This is a genomic window from Nocardia asteroides, assembly GCF_021183625.1.
GTDB lineage: Bacteria > Actinomycetota > Actinomycetes > Mycobacteriales > Mycobacteriaceae > Nocardia > Nocardia asteroides_A.
On the sequence record NZ_CP089214.1, the window covers coordinates 3107461 to 3125676 of the forward strand.

Annotated in this window: 18 protein-coding genes; 11 read left to right on the forward strand and 7 right to left on the reverse strand. The window is 70.6% G+C overall.

Annotation, left to right across the window (positions count from 1 at the left end; all coding sequences use genetic code 11):
* Positions 1-4: 4 nt before the first annotated feature.
* The 7 genes from LTT61_RS15045 to LTT61_RS15075 are packed head-to-tail and all read right to left on the reverse strand — an operon-like array spanning position 5 to position 6866.
* On the reverse strand, positions 5-1090 hold the full coding sequence (locus LTT61_RS15045) for a dihydrodipicolinate reductase (RefSeq protein ID WP_233020580.1): 1086 nt from the start codon (positions 1088-1090) through the stop codon (positions 5-7).
* Entirely contained in the window at positions 1087-2829 is a 1743-nt protein-coding gene (locus LTT61_RS15050; RefSeq protein WP_233020581.1) for an acyl-CoA synthetase, read from the reverse strand. The genes LTT61_RS15045 and LTT61_RS15050 overlap by 4 nt, the downstream gene beginning before the upstream one ends.
* A gap of 31 nt (positions 2830-2860) precedes the next feature.
* Positions 2861-4108 (reverse strand): hypothetical protein, encoded by a 1248-nt coding sequence (locus tag LTT61_RS15055; RefSeq protein ID WP_233020582.1) that lies wholly within the window; start codon positions 4106-4108, stop codon positions 2861-2863.
* A 4-nt stretch (positions 4109-4112) separates the two neighbouring features.
* Positions 4113-4664 (reverse strand): nuclear transport factor 2 family protein, encoded by a 552-nt coding sequence (locus LTT61_RS15060; RefSeq protein ID WP_233020583.1) that lies wholly within the window; start codon positions 4662-4664, stop codon positions 4113-4115.
* Positions 4661-4861 (reverse strand): ferredoxin, encoded by a 201-nt coding sequence (locus tag LTT61_RS15065; protein ID WP_233020584.1) that lies wholly within the window; start codon positions 4859-4861, stop codon positions 4661-4663. Before LTT61_RS15065 ends, LTT61_RS15060 begins: the two co-directional genes overlap by 4 nt.
* Positions 4858-5658: an SDR family oxidoreductase gene (locus tag LTT61_RS15070; RefSeq protein ID WP_233020585.1), complete on the reverse strand. Its 801-nt coding sequence runs from the start codon at positions 5656-5658 to the stop codon at positions 4858-4860. The genes LTT61_RS15065 and LTT61_RS15070 overlap by 4 nt, the downstream gene beginning before the upstream one ends.
* Positions 5658-6866, reverse strand: a complete 1209-nt coding sequence (locus LTT61_RS15075) for a cytochrome P450 (protein ID WP_233020586.1) — start codon at positions 6864-6866, stop codon at positions 5658-5660. Before LTT61_RS15075 ends, LTT61_RS15070 begins: the two co-directional genes overlap by 1 nt.
* A 280-nt stretch (positions 6867-7146) precedes the next feature.
* On the opposite strand from LTT61_RS15075, the gene LTT61_RS15080 reads away from it, so the two are divergent.
* The 11 genes from LTT61_RS15080 (at position 7147) to LTT61_RS15130 (ending at position 18160) form a co-directional block, all read left to right on the forward strand.
* The gene (locus LTT61_RS15080; protein WP_233020587.1) at positions 7147-8613 is read left to right on the forward strand and encodes an aldehyde dehydrogenase; all 1467 of its coding nucleotides are present in this window, start codon (positions 7147-7149) and stop codon (positions 8611-8613) included.
* 32 nt (positions 8614-8645) lie between these two features.
* A complete protein-coding gene (locus tag LTT61_RS15085) occupies positions 8646-9398 on the forward strand; it encodes an SDR family oxidoreductase (RefSeq protein ID WP_233020588.1) in 753 nt (250 codons plus the stop codon).
* The gene (locus tag LTT61_RS15090; RefSeq protein ID WP_233020589.1) at positions 9395-10282 is read left to right on the forward strand and encodes an NAD(P)-dependent oxidoreductase; all 888 of its coding nucleotides are present in this window, start codon (positions 9395-9397) and stop codon (positions 10280-10282) included. Before LTT61_RS15085 ends, LTT61_RS15090 begins: the two co-directional genes overlap by 4 nt.
* Positions 10283-10307: 25 nt before the next feature.
* Positions 10308-10634, forward strand: coding sequence for a carboxymuconolactone decarboxylase family protein (locus LTT61_RS15095; protein WP_233021024.1), 327 nt, complete (start codon positions 10308-10310; stop codon positions 10632-10634).
* The gene (locus LTT61_RS15100) at positions 10631-12100 is read left to right on the forward strand and encodes an FAD-dependent oxidoreductase (RefSeq protein WP_233020590.1); all 1470 of its coding nucleotides are present in this window, start codon (positions 10631-10633) and stop codon (positions 12098-12100) included. The genes LTT61_RS15095 and LTT61_RS15100 overlap by 4 nt, the downstream gene beginning before the upstream one ends.
* Positions 12101-12183: 83 nt before the next feature.
* The gene (locus tag LTT61_RS15105) at positions 12184-13050 is read left to right on the forward strand and encodes an LLM class F420-dependent oxidoreductase (protein WP_233020591.1); all 867 of its coding nucleotides are present in this window, start codon (positions 12184-12186) and stop codon (positions 13048-13050) included.
* Positions 13050-14315 (forward strand): glycosyltransferase family 4 protein, encoded by a 1266-nt coding sequence (locus LTT61_RS15110; RefSeq protein ID WP_233020592.1) that lies wholly within the window; start codon positions 13050-13052, stop codon positions 14313-14315. The genes LTT61_RS15105 and LTT61_RS15110 overlap by 1 nt, the downstream gene beginning before the upstream one ends.
* Positions 14302-15033, forward strand: coding sequence for a class I SAM-dependent methyltransferase (locus LTT61_RS15115; protein ID WP_233020593.1), 732 nt, complete (start codon positions 14302-14304; stop codon positions 15031-15033). Before LTT61_RS15110 ends, LTT61_RS15115 begins: the two co-directional genes overlap by 14 nt.
* On the forward strand, positions 15020-16051 hold the full coding sequence (locus tag LTT61_RS15120; protein ID WP_233020594.1) for a prenyltransferase: 1032 nt from the start codon (positions 15020-15022) through the stop codon (positions 16049-16051). The genes LTT61_RS15115 and LTT61_RS15120 overlap by 14 nt, the downstream gene beginning before the upstream one ends.
* Positions 16052-16190: 139 nt before the next feature.
* The gene (locus LTT61_RS15125) at positions 16191-16502 is read left to right on the forward strand and encodes a WXG100 family type VII secretion target (protein ID WP_233020595.1); all 312 of its coding nucleotides are present in this window, start codon (positions 16191-16193) and stop codon (positions 16500-16502) included.
* 11 nt (positions 16503-16513) lie between these two features.
* Positions 16514-18160: a hypothetical protein gene (locus LTT61_RS15130; RefSeq protein ID WP_233020596.1), complete on the forward strand. Its 1647-nt coding sequence runs from the start codon at positions 16514-16516 to the stop codon at positions 18158-18160.
* The last annotated feature ends 56 nt before the right edge of the window (positions 18161-18216 follow it).

Below are 18216 nucleotides of genomic sequence, written 5' to 3' on the forward strand. Positions count from 1 at the left end.
GAGCTCACCGGGCCGGGGATCGGTCGCTCCGGTGGGCGCGATGCAAATGTGGGGCGGCGCGGCCCGCCGTGAGCGGCAGGTCGAGGTACGTGCGCACGCCGGGGTCGGCGGCGACGACGTACGGGATGCTGTTCACGCAGTGCGCGGCGGTCGCGACGATGCCGGGGTGCCGTTCGACCGGGGCACCGGCGCCGTGCGAGTGCATGCCCGCGATCGTGGTGAAGGAGCCGGGGTCGCCTGCGATCTCGATCTCGTAGCGCTCGCCCGCGGCGCCGAACTCCCACGGCGGGTCGAGTGCGGCCTCGCCCATGAACCAGTTCACCGCGGCGGTGATCACCGGCTCGTCGGCGACGGTGCCCTGCCAGCGCAGGCGTTGCGCGGCGACCTGTCCGGGCTCGAGCACCCCGATCGGGGACTCGATGGGCGCGGTCGCCACCGCGGCCTCGTGCGTGACCCGCAGCTCGGGGTCGAGGTCGAAGCCGAGCGCGTCGGCGATCAGCCGGACCGACTGGCGGTAGCCGGAGCCCAGCGCGTCGGCGGTGCCGGACGCGATCGCCTCCTCCGGCGTGCCGCCGAACTTCATCCAGTACCTGACCACGTCGGGGGCGGCGTAGGTGCGGATGTCGGAGAACTCCTCCGCGCGCACCGAGGTCACCGAGCCGGAGAGCGCGGTGAGCGCGAGCGGGATCTTCTCGGTGATGCCGCCGGGGTGGATGCCGGTGCCGTGCAGGGTGACGCCGTGCTCTCGGCAGAGCGCGTCGTAGCGGTCGCGCTGCTTCGCGTCGGGGTAGAACCAGCCGAGCGGGGTGACCACGTTCTTGCCCGCGGCGAGGATGCCGCGCAGCGTCTTGCCGTCGGCCATGAGCGGGCTGTAGAGGACGCAGTCGGCGTCGGTGGCGAGGAGGGCCTCGGCGTCGGTGGTCGCGGTGACGCCGATGGGGTCGCGGCCGACCAGGGTGCCGAGGTCGGTGCCGTCCTTCTCCGCGCTGTGCACCCAGGCGCCGGCGAGTTCCAGGTCGGGGTGGTCGAGGATGGTCTCGATCGCGGCCCGGCCGACGCCGCCGGTCGCCCACTGGATCACCCGAATCACGGGCGGGCCCCGCCGTCCGCCGGGTCCGCCTGCGCTTGCGCGGCCACCGAGCTGTCCGGCCCGGTCACCGACCGCGGGGCGCCGACCTCGGCGAGCCGGGCGTCGCTCGAAACGGTCGCTGCCCCGGACTCCGGCACCCGGTGATCCGGCTCCCGCTCGGCGACGTGGTCGCGGGCCCACCCGTAGTCCGGCTTGCCGCTCGGCGCCCGGACCACGCGCTCCGCGATCCACAGCGAGCGCGGGATCTTGTACCCGGCCAGGTGCTGCCTGGTGTGCGCGCAGAACTCGGTGAAGTCGAGTTCGGCGCCGTCGGTGAGCGCGACCACCGCGGCGACCGTGTTCCCCCAGCGCTCGTGCGGCACCGCGACCACGGTGGCGTCGAAGACCGCGGGGTGCGCCTTGACCACGCTCTCCACCTCTTCGGCGAAGACCTTCTCGCCGCCGGTGTTGATCACCATGTTGCCGCGGCCGATCAGCGTGATCGAGCCGTCCTGCTCGCGCCGCGCCCGGTCGTCGGTGATCACGATGCGCTCACCGGCGACGGTCTTGAAGAGCTTGTCCGATTTCACCGGGTCCTTGTAGTAGCCGAGCGGCACCTGGCCGGTCTTGGCCAGCCAGCCCTCCGCGCCGGGCGGCACCGGAGCGCCGTCGTCGTCCACGATCACCGCGCCGCGCCCGGTGTTCACCCGCGGCCCGCGCGCCGGGTCGTCGTCGCGCTGCGCGAAGCCGATGCCGCCGAAGCCGGTCTCCGAGGAGCCGATGGAGTCCGAGATGACTGCGCCGGGGAAGAGCTCGAGCAGCGCGTTCTTGGTGGATTGGGAGAGCAGCGCCGCGCCGGAGGCGATGGCGATCACCGAGGAGACGTCGACCGGGTGCTGCCGGTAGGCGTCGATCAGCGGCCGCGCCATGGCATCACCGGTGATCACGATGACATTGGGCTGCTCGCGCTCGACCTGCCGCCAGACCCGCTCCGGGTCGAAGCGGCGCTCGAAGATCACCGCGTGCCCGCACCACAGCGCCAGGAAGGTCGGCATCATGGCGGCGGCGTGGATGAGCGGCGGCAGGATGTAGTAGATCGCCTGGCCGCCCGCCGCGCCGGTGCGGGACTGCTGGTACTCGTCGGTGACGTACTCGTTGGTGTAGAAGTCGATGCCGCCGCCGAGCACCCGCCACATGTCCTCCTGGCGCCACATGACGCCCTTGGGCAGGCCGGTGGTGCCGCCGGTGTACATCATGAACAGGTCGTCACCGCTGCGGTCGGCGAACGGCCGCCAGGGCGCGCCCGCCTTCATGACCGTCTCGTAGCGCAACGCGTCGATGCCGAACTCCCAGCTCGCCACATCGTCGTCGACGCAGATCACGTGCCGCAGCCCCGGCACCGCCTCCCGCGCCGCGCGCACCTGCTCGCCGTAACAGGCGTGGTAGAGCAGCACCTCCAGGTCGGCGTTGTCGTAGAGGTAGGTCAGCTCGGCCGGGCCGTACCGGAAGTTGACGTTGATCGGGACCGCGGAGAGCTTGAAGCAGGCGATCAGCACCTCCATGGTCTCGATGCTGTTGTGCATCTGGAAGCCGACGTGGGTGCCGGTGCCGACCCCGAGCGTGGCCAGGTAGTGCGCCAGCTGGTTCGCCCTGGTGTCCAGGTCGCGGAAGCGGAGCCTGCGGTCACCGAGGATCAGCGCGGTGCGCTCCGGCATCGCGTCGACGGCGTGTTCGAAGAGGTCGGCGAAGTTGTTGGCCATGTCGCATCCGTCTCGTACTGGTTTCCGGAGCTCACACCACGGTGAGCGGAAGGGGGATCCCCCGGTCGGTGAAGGTCCAGTCGGCGCCGGTGCTGAACCGGGTCACCGCCACCTCGGGCGCCTCTTTGTGCGGCTCGTCGGTCAGCTCGACCTCGACACTCCAGCCGTCCGCCGCGCTCTCGGCGCGGCAGCTGAACCGCGGGTTCACCCCGCGGACCAGCGCGTCCAGCGGGCCGAGGTGCTCGGGGTCGAGCAGGGCGGGCCAGGCGCCGTCGGCCTGCGCGCCGGACTCGGCCGGGAACCACATGGCCAGCCCACCCGCCCGCTGCCGGATCTCGATCCCGGTGTAGGACACCGGGTTCAGCACCGGGTGCGCGCGCAGTACGGTGGCCAGCCCGGCGTAGTCGTGACCGGCCCCGAGCGCCGCGCGCAGCCGCTCGGAGGCGACGCCCGCGATCCCGGCCAGCGCCTTGCGGGCGATCTCGGAGGCCGCCGCAAGGTCGGTGCGCTCGTTGATCGCCACCAGGAAGCCGAGCGTCAGCAGGTGCTGCTGCAGGCAGACCTCGTCGGCGATCCGGACCAGCGCGGAGCGGGAGAAGTCCGGGAACCGGACGTCGCTGAGCAGCGGGCCGGAGTAATCGGCCGCGCCCTCGTCGGCCGGGTCGATCGGGGCCAGCTCCAGCCCGGCGGCGACGGTCTCCGCGACCAGCGCCGCGTTGCGCGGCACCGGGGGCGGCTCGTGCGCCGGATCGATGACGACGGTCCAGGCGCACATGGGTTTCCGGTCCGCGGGCTTGCGCGGCGGGCGGTGGATCGGCCGCACCTGGGCGTGCGGGTTGGTGGCGAGCGCGGTGGCGTCGAAGGTGGGGTCCTCGATGTCGTGGCACATGGAGACGACGTACTTGTCCCCCATCGGCTCGACGTCGATCAGCGCGCCGCAGTGGTCGAGCCAGAACTCGCCGTGGTCGCGGTCGGTGACCTCGAACCGGAAGTCCATGAACTGCGGCGGCGCGCCGATGTCGAGCTGCAGCCCCTTGAAGATGGTGACCACGTCGTCGCCGGTGTAGCGCAGCGCGCGCTGCATGCGCCGGGTGTAGACCGGGCTGGCGAGCTGCCACTCCTCGATCGCCACCTCGGTCATCCCCTCGCGGCCGAAGGCGCCGATCACGTGCGCCATGCCGGAGCGGTCGATGAGCTGGCCGCAGAGCAGCAGCTCGGGCACGATCGCCGCGAGCTGTGCGCGGGTGAATTCCTGGAATCCGCTGACGGGCTGAGTCATCGGACTACCAGATCGGAACCGGCGACGTGCCGATCTTGTACCAGCCGGGCAGCGGCTCCTTGGCGGTGGAGCGCTCGATCCGCTTCAGCATCCCCGGCGAGAGCGCGTTCGCGGTGATCATCTCGAGGAACAGCGCGGAGACATTGCCGAAGTCGAAGAAGTCGCGCTGCCAGGACCACTGGAAGTCACCGCCGTACTTGAACCAGCTGCCGCCGATCCCGTCCACGGTGTACTTGCCGCCGTCCGGGCGGGTGGCGTCGGCCACCTGCTTCCACAGCCCGATCACGTTGCCGGAGCGCTCGTCCACCACGAAGTCCTGGTAGGGGTAGGTCCACCCCTCCAACCCCTCCATCTCCTGGCCGAGCGCCAGCTCCCGGATCTCCTCCCGGCCGACCGCCATGAACTCCTGCTTGGGGCCGTAGTTCCAGCCGTAGGTGGCGTCCGTGGTGTAGAGCTCGGCGAGCGGGCGCCAGTCGCCCTTCTCCTCGGCGCGCTCGTTCTCCGCGATCCAGCGGGCGATCATCTCGTCCAGCTCGGCGCGATCGAATCCGGTCATAGCTCTTCGCCTTTCACAAAAAGGGCCTGGGTCGGGCAGTAGCGGACGGCATTGCGCACGTCCTCGAAGTGTTCGGGGGCGGGTTCGGCGTCGAGGATCTCGACCTGGCCGCGCTTGGGCACGGTGAAGACGTCGGGCGCCTCGGCCGCGCAGACGGCGTGGCCCTGGCACAGATCCAGGTCGACCTGGACTCTCATGGCCGCGCATCTCCGTCTGTGCGGGGCTTCAGCGGGGCTTCGGGCTGCACCTCGACCAGCACCATGTGCGCGCCGCGCGGCACCGAGACCACGGTCGCGACGGCGTCGGCCAGGTGTTCCGGCTTGAGCATGTACGGGTGCCTGGCGAAGCCCCAGGCCATCCAGCTCTCCAGCAGCGGTCCGACCGACTCGGGCGAGGCGTTCATGCCCATTCCGGTGACGGTCGGGCCCGGACGCACCAGCGAGGCGCGGATGCCGGTGCCCTCCAGCTCCATCCGCAACTGGTGGCCGAAGGCCTCCAGCCCGGTCTTGGCGGCGTTGTAGGCGCCGTTGTGCGGGCGCGGGATGTCGGCGCAGTCCGAGGAGATCAGCACCAGGTCGCCGCGCTGCCGCTCCAGCATGCCGGGCAGCACCGTGTGCACCAGCCGGTGCGCGCCGACCAGGTGCACCTGCACCTGGGCCAGGAACCGGTCCGGCGCCATGTCCTGGATCCGGCCGAACTCGATATCGCCGGCGCCGGAGACCAGGATCTCGGCCGGGCCGTGCTCGCGCTCCGCGGTGGCGACGAACTCCTCCACCGAGTCCTGGTCGGTGACGTCGAGCCGGATCGCGGTGGCGGTGCCGCCGTCGGCCCTGATCTTCTCGGCCAGCTCCTGGCACTGCGCCACCCGGCGGGCGCCGAGCGCCACCGGGTGCCCGAGCCCGGCCAGCCGCACCGCGGTGGCCGCGCCGATGCCGGACGAGGCACCAGCGACCAGCACCGGCCTGCGCTCGGGATGGGGTTCGAAACGGGGCATCAGCGCACCTCCACCGAGATCGGGAGCTTGGCGAAACCGCGGACGTTGGTCGAGTGCACGCGCTCGATCCCGTCCTCGTGAACGTGGTACTCACGCACCCGCTTGGCGAATTCGGCCAGCGCGACGTTGGCCTCCAGCCGCGCCAGGTGCGCGCCGAGGCAGAAGTGCACGCCCGCGCCGAAGCTGGCGAGCGCGGTGGAGTCGGTGCGGTCGATCCGGTAGCTATCGGCGTCGTCGAACGCCTCGGAGTCCCGGTTCGCCGAGCCGATCAGCAGCAGCACCTTGGAGCCCTGCGGAATCGTGCCGCCGTGGTACTCCAGGTCGGCGGTGGCGGTGCGGGCCACGATCTGGCTGGAGGTGTCGTAGCGCAGCGTCTCCTCGACCCAGTCGCTGACGTGCTCCTGGTCGCCTGCGACCTTCGCGTACTCGGCCGGGTTGTGGCCGCCCCAGTAGAGCGCGTTGCCGAGCAGCTTGGTGGTGGTCTCGTTGCCCGCGACCACCATGAGGAACATGAAGCCGATGATCTCGTCGTCGGTCAGCACGTCGCCGTCGATCTCGGCGTCGAGCAGCGCCGAGGTCAGGTCGTCGGTGGGGTTCTTCCTGCGGGCGGCCACCATGTCGGCGTAGTAGCCGACCAGGCCGAGCGAGGCGTCGATGGCCTCCGGCGGGACGTCGAGGACGCCGTCCGCGCGGTGCACGACCAGGTCGGCCTGTCTGCGGATCTCCGCGCGGTCGCTGACCGGGACGCCCATCAGCTCGCTGATCACGTCCATCGGCAGCTTGCCCGCGACCTCGTCGATCCAGTCGAAGCGGCCGCTCGCCAGCGCGGGCTCCAGGTACTCGAGGGTGAGCTCCCGGATCCGGTCCTCCATCTCGGCCACCCGCTTGGGGGTGAAGCCCTTGTAGACCAGCCTGCGCATGCGCATGTGCCGCGGGTCGTCCATGGCGAGGAAGGACATGGTGCGGTGCGCGTGCGGGCCCCAGGCGGCGGGGTCGAGCGAGACGCCGTTGGCACTGGAGAGCTTGGTGCTGTCCCGGAACCCGGCGGTGACGTCGGCGTACCGGCTCAGCGCCCAGAACCCGATCTCCGGGTTGTGGTAGAGCGGCGCCTCGGCGCGCAGCCGCCGGTAGGTCGGGTACGGGTCTTCGTGGAAGCCGTAGTCGTACGGATCGAACGCCAGGGGTTCAAGGGCGGTGGAACCGGTCATCGCGAGCACCCCGATTTCGATAACGAGTTCTCTGCGCCGCGCGGCGGTACCGCGTGCCGGGCAGACAGACAGCTGGACATGTGTCTGGACGGTACCACCGACACCTGTGGAGGACAATGGAATCTGCGCGGACATCCGTGCACACCTCCGAGGATGCGACACTCGCGGCGGCGCTGCGGCGGAATCGCCACGACCAGGTGAATGAGAACGTGTTCTTGCGCCATCACGGCTGATCGGAATATATTCCGAACACTTGTCCAGACACTTGGGAGAGATCGCGATGAGCCTGCTGCCAACGGACAGCTCACGGTTGTTGATCGACGGAAAGCTCGTCAGCGGCGGCGGTGGCGAGTTCGACACCGTCAACCCGGCGACCGAGGAGGTGCTCGGCGCGGCCGCCGACGCGAACGGTGCCGACATGGACGCGGCCATCGGCGCCGCGCGCACCGCCTTCGACAGCACCACCTGGTCCCGCGACCACGCCTTCCGCGCCCGCTGCGTCGCACAGCTGCGGGACGCGCTGAAGGCCGACGTGGAGCGGCTGCGCGCCGTCACCGTCGCCGAGGCGGGCGCACCGGTCATGCTGACCTCGGGCCCGCAGCTGGAGGCTCCGATCGACGACCTGACCTTCGCGGCCGAGTTGGCCGCGAACTACACCTGGGAGACCGACCACGGCGAGGCCGCCCCGATGGGGATGCGCAGCCACCGCACGGTGCGCCGCGAGGCGATCGGGGTGGTCGGCGCGATCACGCCGTGGAACTTCCCGCACCAGATCAACTTCGCCAAGCTCGGCCCCGCGCTCGCCGCGGGCAACACGGTGGTGCTCAAGCCGGCGCCGGACACCCCGTGGTGCGCCGCCGAGGTCGGCCGGATCATCGCCGAGCAGACCGATATCCCGCCGGGCGTCGTCAATATCGTGACCTCGTCCGACCACGGCCTCGGCACACAGCTGACCACCGATCCGCGGGTGGACATGGTGACCTTCACCGGGTCGACGGCCACCGGCAAGTCGGTCATGACCGCGGCCGCGGGCACGCTCAAGAAGACCTTCCTCGAGCTCGGCGGCAAGTCCGCCAGCATCGTCCTGGACGACGCCGACCTGGGCGGCGCCGTCGGCATGACCGCCTTCGCGGTGGCCATCCACGCCGGTCAGGGCTGCGCGCTCTACACCAGGCTGGTGGTGCCGCGGGCCAAGTACGCCGAGGCGGTCGAGATCGCCGCCGGCACGCTCGGCGGGATCAGGGCGGGCGACCCGACCGACTCGCGCACCGTCTGCGGCCCGCTCATCTCCGAGCGGCAGCGCGCCCGGGTGGAGCGCTACCTCGAGATCGCGAAGGCCGAGGGCGGCCGGATCGTGGTCGGCGGCAAGCGCCCGGAGTACCAGGAACGCGGCTGGTTCCTCGAGCCGACGCTGATCGCCGACGTGGACAACAGCCACACCGTCGCCCGCGAGGAGATCTTCGGCCCGGTGCTCGTCGTCATCCCGCACGACGGCGACGACGACGCGATCGCCATCGCCAACGACTCCCCCTACGGCCTCTCCGGGCAGATCTGGGGCTCCGACCCCGGGCGCATCCGCCGGGTCACCGACGCCGTGCGCAGCGGCACGCTCTCGGTGAACGGCGGCGTCTGGTACTCGGGCGACGTGCCGTTCGGCGGCTACAAGCAGTCCGGCATCGGCCGCGAGATGGGCGTGCTCGGGTTCGAGGAGTACCTGGAAGCCAAGCTCGTCGCGACCGGGCTCTGAACCCCTTTTTCCGAAAAAGAATGGAGCAGAACGTGTCCCGTTTCGCAGGACGATCCGCCATCGTCACCGGTGCCGCACAGGGCATCGGCGCCGCCTACGCGCAGGCGCTGGCCGCCGAGGGCGCCAAGGTGGTCGTCGCCGACCGCAATGCCGAGGCCGGGAAGGCCGTCGCGGAGAAGATCGTCGCCGACGGCGGCACCGCCGTCTTCGGCGAGGTCGACGTGGCCGACCCGGACTCCGCCGCCGCGCTGGCCGCCTTCACGCTGGAGCAGTTCGGCGCCATCAACCACCTGGTGAACAATGCCGCCATCTACGGCGACATGAAGCTCGACCTGCTGCTCACCGTGCCGTGGGACTACTACAAGAAGTTCATGAGCGTGAACATGGACGGCGCGCTGAACGTCACCCGCGCGGTCTGGGAGCACATGGCCAAGGCGGGCGGCGGCTCGATCGTCAACCAGTCCTCCACCGCGGCCTGGCTGTACTCCGGCTTCTACGGCCTGGCCAAGGTCGGGGTGAACGGCCTGACCCAGCAGCTCGCCACCGAGCTGGGCGGCTCGAACATCAGGATCAACGCCATCGCGCCCGGCCCGATCGACACCGAGGCCACCAAGAACGTCACCCCGGGCAACATGGTCAGGGACATGGTGAACCGGCTCCCGCTCAAGCGCATGGGCACCCCCGACGATCTCGTCGGCGCCTGCCTGTTCCTGCTCTCCGACGACGCGAACTGGGTGACCGGCCAGATCGTCAACGTCGACGGCGGACAGATCATCCGCTCATGAGCGAGCGGGTCGCCTTCATCGGGCTCGGCAACATGGGCGCGCCCATGGCGAAGCGGCTGCTCGCCTGGCCGGGCGGGCTCACGGTCTGCGACGTGCGCGCCGAGGCGCTCGAGCCGTTCACGGCGAAGGGCGCGGTCGCGGCGGCCACGCCTGCCGAGGCCGCCGACGGGGCGCGGGTCGTCTCGATCACCGTGCTGGACGACGCCCAGGTGCGCGAGGTGGTCGCGGGCGAGAACGGGGTGCTGCGCACCGCCGCGCCCGGCACCGTGATCGCGGTGCACTCCACCATCGCCGACCGGACCGCCGAGGAGCTGGCCGAGCAGTGCGCCGCGCAGGGGGTCGACCTGGTCGACGCCCCGGTGAGCGGCGGCGCGGGCGGGGCGAAGGACGGGCGGCTCGCGGTCATGGTCGGCGGCAGCGACGCCGCCTTCGCGGCGGTCGAGGAGCCGTTCGGGCTCTTCTCCGACCTCGTGGTGCACGCGGGGCCGGTCGGCGCTGGGACCAGGATGAAGCTGGCCCGCAACCTGCTGCACTTCGTCGCCTTCACCGCCGCGACCGAGGGGCAGCGGCTGGCCGAGGCGGCGGGGCTGGACATCACCGCGCTCGGCAAGGTGGTGCGGCACTCGGACGCCGTGACCGGCGGGGCGGGGTCGATCATGCTGCGCGACACCACCGCGCCGATCCCCGACGGCGACTTCTGGCTGCCGATCCTCACCCACGTGCGCGGGCTCGGCGAGAAGGATCTGAGCCTGGCGCTGGAGCTCGGCGCGCGGCTTGACGTGCCGCTGCCGCTGGCCAGGCAGGCGCTGCGCGATTTCGGTATCGGGCTCGGCGTCGGGCGCGGCCCCCTCGCCGAAAAAGCTGAGGAGAACCCCAGTGAATGAACGCAGGGAGAAGGGCCTCGCCAAGATGAGCGAGGTGTACGGCTGGGAGTTCAAGGACGGCCCGGGCGACCACTTCGCCGCGACCGCCGACCACCTCTTCGCCGACATCTGGTCCCGCGAGGCGCTGAGCATCCGGGATCGCAGGCTGCTGCTGATCGGGCTGCTCACCGCGCAGAACCTCTTCGACGTGGCCGAGATCCAGATCGGCGCGGCGCTCGGCAACGGCGAGTTCACCCCGGAGCAGCTGCGCGACGCGGCGCTCTTCCTGTGTCATTACGCGGGCTGGCCGCTCGGCACCAAGCTGGATTCCGTGGTCGGCAAGGTCATCGCCCAGCAGGAGAAGAAGAAGTGAGCGATCAGGAAACCCCGCTGCGGCCGGTCGCGGCCGAGTCGATCACCGAGTGGCACGAGACCGCGGACGTGGTGATCGCCGGGTACGGCATCGCAGGCGTCTGCGCCGCCATCGAGGCGGCGCGGGCGGGCGCGAACGTGCTCATCCTGGAGCGCACCAGCGGCTGGGGCGGCGCCGCCTCGCTGGCGGGCGGCTGGGTGTACCTGGGTGGCGGGACCCCGCTGCAGCAGGCGCTCGGCTTCGAGGACTCGCCGGAGAACATGGAGAAGTTCCTGCTCGCGGCGGTCGGGCCGGGGGCGGACAGGGCGAAGATCGGCGACTACAGCCGGGGCAGCGTCGAGCACTACAACTGGCTGGTCGGCAACGGGGTGCCCTTCAAGGAGGAATTCTGGGGCGAGCCCGGCTGGGAGGCGCCGCACGACGAGGGCCTCGGCTACACCGGCGGCGAGAACGCCGCACCCTTCAACACGATCGCCACCCCGGCGCCGCGCGGGCACGTGCCGCAGATGTCGAACAAGCGCACCGGCTCCAAGGGCGGCGGCTACATGCTGATGAAGCCGCTGGCCGAGACGGCTGAGGCGCTCGGCGTCCGGGTCGAGTACGACATCCGGCTGGCCCGGCTGATCACCGACGGCGAGCGGGTGGTCGGGGTGCTGGCCAAGCGGTACGGCAAGGACGTCGCGGTCCGCGCGGAACGCGGGGTCGTGCTGGCCACCGGCAGCTTCGCCTACGCCGAGCAGATGATCGCCGACCACGCGCCGCAGCTGATCGGCCGCCCCGCCGCGGCCATCGAGGAGCACGACGGCATCGGCATCAAGGTGGCCGTCGCGCTCGGCGCCGCCACCTCGCACCTGGACGCCACCGAGGTCGCGTTCATGGCCGACCCGCAGCTGATGGCGCGCGGCATCATGGTGAACGGCCGAGGCCAGCGCTACGTCCCGGAGGACACCTACCCGGGCCGGATCGGGCAGATGACGCTGTTCCACCAGGAGAACCAGGCCTACCTGGTGATCGACGAGCGGGCGCACGAGGAGGCGCTGGCCACCGAGACCTCGACGCCGTTCTTCCGGGTGCCGCCCACCTGGGCCGCGGAGACCGTGGCCGAGCTGGAGAGCGACATGGGGCTCCCGGAGCAGGCGTTGCAGAGCACGGTCGAGGTCTACAACCGCTACGCCGCCGAAGGCACCGACCCGCTGTTCGGCAAGAAGGAGCAGTGGCTGCGGCCGCTCACCGGCGCGGTGGCCGCCTTCGACATGCGCAACTTCACCGCGGGCTTCACCCTCGGCGGGCTGCGCACCGATCTCGATGCCAGGGTGCTGCATGTTTCCGGGGAGCCGATCCCCGGCCTCTACGCCGCCGGACGCTGCACTTCAGGCATCTGTACCGGCGGTTATGTCAGCGGCGCATCACTCGGAGACGGTAGCTTCTACGGTCGGAGGGCCGGTCTCGCCGCGGCGAAGAACTGACGCCGAATCGGCAAGATTCCCGGCGGCGCACTACCGTGCAAGATCAAGCCGCCTGATCACCTGAGCGAAAGACGAGGCAGGCAATGCGTTTCGGCATCGTGCTGTTCACCAGTGACCGCGGTATCACCCCCGCGGCGGCGGCCAAGGCCGCCGAGGAGACCGGCTTCCACTCCTTCTACGTGCCCGAGCACACCCACATCCCGGTGAAGCGCGAGGCCGCCCATCCGCAGACCGGCGACGCGTCGCTGCCGGACGACCGCTACATGCGCACCCTCGACCCGTGGGTCGCGCTCGGCACCGCCGCCGCGGTGACCTCGCGGATAGAGCTGGCGACCGCGGTCGCGCTGCCGGTCGAGCACGACCCGATCACCCTGGCCAAGACCATCGCCACGCTGGACCACCTCTCCGGTGGCCGGGTGGTGCTCGGCGCCGGCTTCGGCTGGAACACCGACGAGCTGAGCGACCACGGCGTCCCGCCGGGCAAGCGGCGCACGGTGCTGCGCGAGTACCTGGAGGCCATGCGCGCGCTGTGGACCCAGGAGGAGGCGTCCTACCAGGGCGACTACGTCAGCTTCGGCCCCAGCTGGGCCTACCCCAAGCCGGCCCGCGACGTGCCGGTGCTGATCGGCGCGGCGGGAACCGAGAAGACCTTCGGCTGGATCGCCAAGTCCGCCGACGGCTGGATCACCACCCCCGGCGAGACCGACGTGACCGACCGGCTGGCGCTGCTGCACCGGATCTGGGACGAGGCGGGCCGGGAAGGCAGACCGCGGGTCGTCGCGCTGGACTTCAAGCCGGACGCCGACCGGCTCACCGACTGGGCCGCCGCGGGCGTCACCGACGTGCTCTACGGGCTGCCGGACAAACCGGAGCCCGAGGTCAGGGCCTACCTGGAACGGCTGGCCGGCAAGCTCGCCGCACTGCCCGCCGCCGTCGAAGCGGGGCGCTGATGCGGGTCGCCCTGCTCTCCTACCGCAGCAAGACGCACTGCGGCGGGCAGGGCGTCTACGTCCGGCTGCTCAGCTCCGGGCTGGTCGAGCTGGGCCACGAGGTCGAGGTCTTCTCCGGGCAGCCGTACCCGGAGGAGCTCGACCCGCGGGTCCGGCTGACCGAGGTGCCGAGCCTCGATCTCTACTGCGACGAGAATCCGTTCCGCACCCCGCACCCGCGGGAGATCAGGGACCGGCTCGACGTGCTCGAGGTCGCCACCATGTGGACCGCGGGCTTCCCCGAGCCGCGCACCTTCAGCCTGCGCGCGGCCCGGCTGCTGCGCGAGCGGCTCGCCGACTTCGACGTGGTGCACGACAACCAGTGCCTCGGCACCGGGCTGCTCGACATCGCGAAGCACCTGCCGGTGGTCGCCACCGTGCACCACCCGATCACCAGGGACCGCGCGGTCGACCTGGCCGCCGCGAAGTGGTGGCGCAAGCCGCTCGTGCACCGCTGGTACGGCTTCCTCGGCATGCAGCAGCGGGTGGCGCGGCAACTTCCCGAGCTGGTCACCGTCTCCTCCACCTCGGCGACCGACATCGCCACCGACTTCGGCGTCGACCCGGCGCAGCTGCACGTGGTGCCGCTCGGCGTCGACACCGAGCTCTTCGCCCCGCGCCCCGCGCCGCGGGTACCCGGCCGGATCGTCGCGGTGGCGAGCGCGGACAAGCCGCTCAAGGGCGTCGCGCACCTGCTGCGCGCCTGCGCCAGGATGCGCTCGCTGCGCTCGATCGAGCTGCACCTGGTGGCCAAGCTGGAGCCGAACGGCCCGACCGAGAAGATGATCGCCGAGCTCGGCCTCAGCGACATCGTGACGGTGCGCTCCGGCGTCACCGACCTGGAGCTGGCCGAGCTGCTCGCCTCCGCCGAGGTCGCCTGCATCCCGTCGCTGTACGAGGGGTTCTCGCTGCCCGCCGTCGAGGCCATGGCCAGCGGGACCCCGCTGGTGGTGAGCCGGGCGGGCGCGCTGCCCGAGGTGGTCGGCGAGCCCGGCGTCTGCGCCGAGCTGACCACCCCCGGCGACCACGCCGCGCTGGCGACCGTAATCGGCGGGCTGCTCGACGACCCCGCCCGCCGGGCCCGCATGCAGCTCGCCTGCCGGGAGCGCGCGGTCTCGGTGTTCAGCTGGGAGTCGGTGGCTGCACAGACCGTTGAGGTGTACCGGCGCGCGATCGAGCGGCACGCCGGTTCGGAGCAGGAGGAGGGCGCGCGTGCTGACCGTTGATTTCGACCGGATCGGTGTCGGACCGGGGGTGCGGGTCATCGACGTCGGCTGCGGCGCGGGCAGGCACTCGTTCGAGGCCTACCGCCGCGGCGCCGAGGTGATCGCCTTCGACCAGGACGCCCCCGAACTCGACAAGGTCGAGACCATGTTCGGCGCCATGGCCGCCGCGGGCGAGGCGCCCCCCGGCGCCTCGGCCAAGACCGTCCAGGGCGACGCCCTGGCGCTCCCCTACGGCGACGACACCTTCGACGTGGTGCTCGCCTCGGAGATCCTGGAGCACGTCCCCGCCGACGAGGCCGCCATCGCGGAGCTGGTGCGGGTACTGCGCCCCGGCGGGCAGCTGGTGGTCACCGTGCCGCGCTGGCTGCCGGAGCGGATCTGCTGGGCGCTGTCGGACGAGTACCACGCCAACGAGGGCGGCCACGTCCGCATCTACAAGGCCGGTGAGCTGCGCGAGAAGGTGGCGAAGCTCGGCATGCGGTTCGTCCGCGACACCCACGTGCACGCGCTGCACTCGCCGTACTGGTGGATCAAGTGCGCGGTCGGGGTGCGCAACGACGAGCACCCGCTGGCCCGCGCCTACCACCGGTTGCTGGTGTGGGACATGATGAAGGCCCCCCGCGTCACCCGCACCGCCGAGCGGCTGCTCGACCCGCTGATCGGCAAGAGCGTGGCCCTGTACTTCGTCAAGCCGGCGGTGCAGCGTGCCGCCCTCTGAACTCCCCTCCGTCGCGGGGGTGTTCAGCAGGCGGCAGTGCCTGAAGACCGCGGAGTCGATCGCGACCGCGCAGGAGTCCACGGGCGCCATCCCGTGGTTCACCGGCGGGCACACCGACCCGTGGGACCACGTGGAGTCGGCCATGGCGCTGTCCGTGGCCGGGCTCTACGACGAGGCGGTGGTCGCCTACCGCTGGTCGGCGTCGACGCAGAACGCCGACGGCTCCTGGCCGCGGCAGTTCCGCTCCGGGGTCGTGGAATCCACGGATATCGACGTCAATTTCTGTGCCTACCTTGCGGTCGGCGTCTGGCACCACCTGCTGCGCAGCGGCGACCTCGCGTTCGCCCGCGAACTGTGGCCGAGCGTGCGCGCCGGGCTCGATTTCGTGGTCGCGCTGCAGCTGCCGCGCGGGGTGATCCCGTGGACCCTCGGCACGGACGAGGCGCTGGTCACCGGCAATTCGAGCATGTACCAGAGCCTCGGCTGCGGGCTCGCGCTCGCCGAGCGGCTCGGCGACCCGCAGCCCCTCTGGGCCGCGGCGCGGCACCGGCTCGGTGTCGCTTTGCGCGACGATCCCGGCGCCTGCACGCCAAAGGATCGCTACTCCATGGATTGGTACTACCCGATCCTCGGCGGTGCCCTGCGCGGGCCGGGGGCGCACGCGCGCATCGACGCCTCGTGGTCGCGGTTCGTGGTGGGCAATATCGGGATTCGCTGCGTCGACGATCGGCCGTGGGTCACCGGCGCGGAGACCTGTGAGCTCGTCCTCGCGCTGGACGCCATGGGCGAGCACTCACGCGCCCGGACGCTGTTCGCCGCCATGCAGCACCTGCGGGAATTGGACGGGTCGTACTGGACCGGGCTGGTGTTCGCCGACGGGAAGCGGTGGCCAGAGGAGCGCACCACCTGGACCGGGGCCGCGGTTGTCCTGGCGGCCGACGCTTTGTCCCGCGCTACCCCCGCCAACGGCGTCTTCCGCGACCTGCTCCCCGACGCGGTCCCCGTCACCTCCGGCTAGCGCGAGCGCCGCCCAGAACCACGTCACCCACCGGCTGCGGTGAGCTGCCCTCCTCCCTCAGCGGGTAGATTTGTTTCGAGCACGGGCGGGCAGGGGGCGGCACGATGGCATCGGAGCGTTCTTTTCCAGGCGGACAGCGGTGACCGCCGGGAACACGCCGTTCTCCGTGGACCTCGACGAGGTGGAACAGGTCGTCTCGAGGCTGACCGGGCTCGCCGGATTCCTCGCCGATCACATCGACCAGATCGACGCGAAGGTATCGACGCTATTGGGCGGTGCAGCATGGGAGGGCGCCGCCGCACAGGCCTACGGGACAACACAGCAGCAGTGGTCGGCCGGCGCCCGCCAGTTCGTCGATGGCGTCCGCGGGATGAGCACAGCGGCCCGGGCCGCGCACGATTCCTACACCGAAGCCGGCACCGTCAATACCCGGCTGTTCCGCGGCAGGTAGGGGGTTCGACATTGTCGCCGATCACCGTCGACCCCGCTGTCTACTACGCTGCCGCGCAGGCGATTCGTAGCGAGTACGCGGGGGTGCTCGACTCGGTCCACAACTCGCTGAACCCGGGACTCGCGACCAGCGCGGGAATGGCCGGAAACTATCCGGCCGCCGCTCCGTGGGTGAGCAGATACTCCTCGGTCGCCGCCGATCTGGAAGGCGTGCTCGTCGCTTACGGCAACGCGGTTCAGACCATGGGCGACATGCTCGAGCTCGCCGGCTACACCTGGGCGAAGGCCGAACACGACGCGAACCCGGCCACGAACAAGGGCGGCGGGCCGGTGTCGCCACCACCCCGAGTCGGCCAGACCTGGGACGACAGGAATATCGACATTCCCGACCCCATGCCCGCGCCGTACACCACCTCCGATCGCGGCCTGCGGTCCAACTCGGACACCTTCCGGGATACGTTCGCCGCCGCCCTCCGGCACGGCAATGCGCAGGTACCGACCGGGGACACCGACGCACTCGACGCGGCGAGCACCGCGTGGCGCAGCTTCGGCGACCATGACACGTGGCGCGCAGGCCCCGCCCGCATCCAGGCGATAGCCGCCTCCTTCGACACGGCCGAAGCGCCGGAAAAGGCAGACATCCTCGCCATGCTCGGCATTCTCGCCGCAGCGCCCACCACCGTCACCGAAGTCGCCGCGGGGTTCGCCACGACCACCGCGGCGCATGCCGCCGCGCTCGCAGACCTACGATCGCGACTGGTGGCGAATGCGGCCGGAGCTTTCCCGGGCAGCACCGTCACAGCGGCAGGCTCGAACACCGCGGTCACCATCTCCTTCGCGGAAGCACCGGAGGGCGCGGCCCTGGTGGACGGGGCCGCGGCGCTCGCGACCGCGATCACGGGCCATACGCTCTACAGTCTGCTCGCCGCCGCCGAGTTCGCCGCCGCCGAGAATCTTTCGCAACTGAAGGCGAGGCTGGAGGAAATCATGTCCTCACCCGTCGATGAACTCGTCAACCGAGCCACCTGGAAATCTCCCGCGCCCAAATGCGAGCTCAACCCCGACGGCCTGCGTGACTACCACGGGGCCAACGACATCGTGCGCGGATGGATCGATGACGCGGTCCGCTACGGCAACGAAGCCGGAGTCGACCCCAAGCAGGTACTCGCCGTCATCTTCAATGAAGGCGGGGACCGGGCAGATACCCAGCTCGAGCAGATCGGGAGCGGATTCTGGGATGCGACCAGAGATATCCTCAATCCGTTCCGCGAGGCCACCAGTCCCACCGGTATGGGCATGTCACTCGGCTTGACCAATATCAAAGAGAAGACCTACCAGGAACTTCAGGAGCAATTCCCGGATCAATTCGGACACATTCCCTGGGAGCGCGTTCAGTACGATGATTCGTTTGCGATCATGGCAGCCACCTTTACCATGGCAAGAATAAAGGACCAATATGGCCCGACACTCCCCGACGAAATCAGGGAACGGTACAGCAGCAATGATTTCATGGCGGCGGGGTACAATTCGGAAGGCGCCATGGACGACTACTACAGACGGAAGGACCTGGGACCGCAGGTCAAGCAGTATGTCGCTATGAACGACGCTTCGTATGCCAGAGCTTCCGAAATAATAGACGGAGCATACACATGCCGATAGCTCGCCGAGCACAGAAGGCTTCGAAGTACCTGTTGATTGCGCTTCTGGTAGCCGTA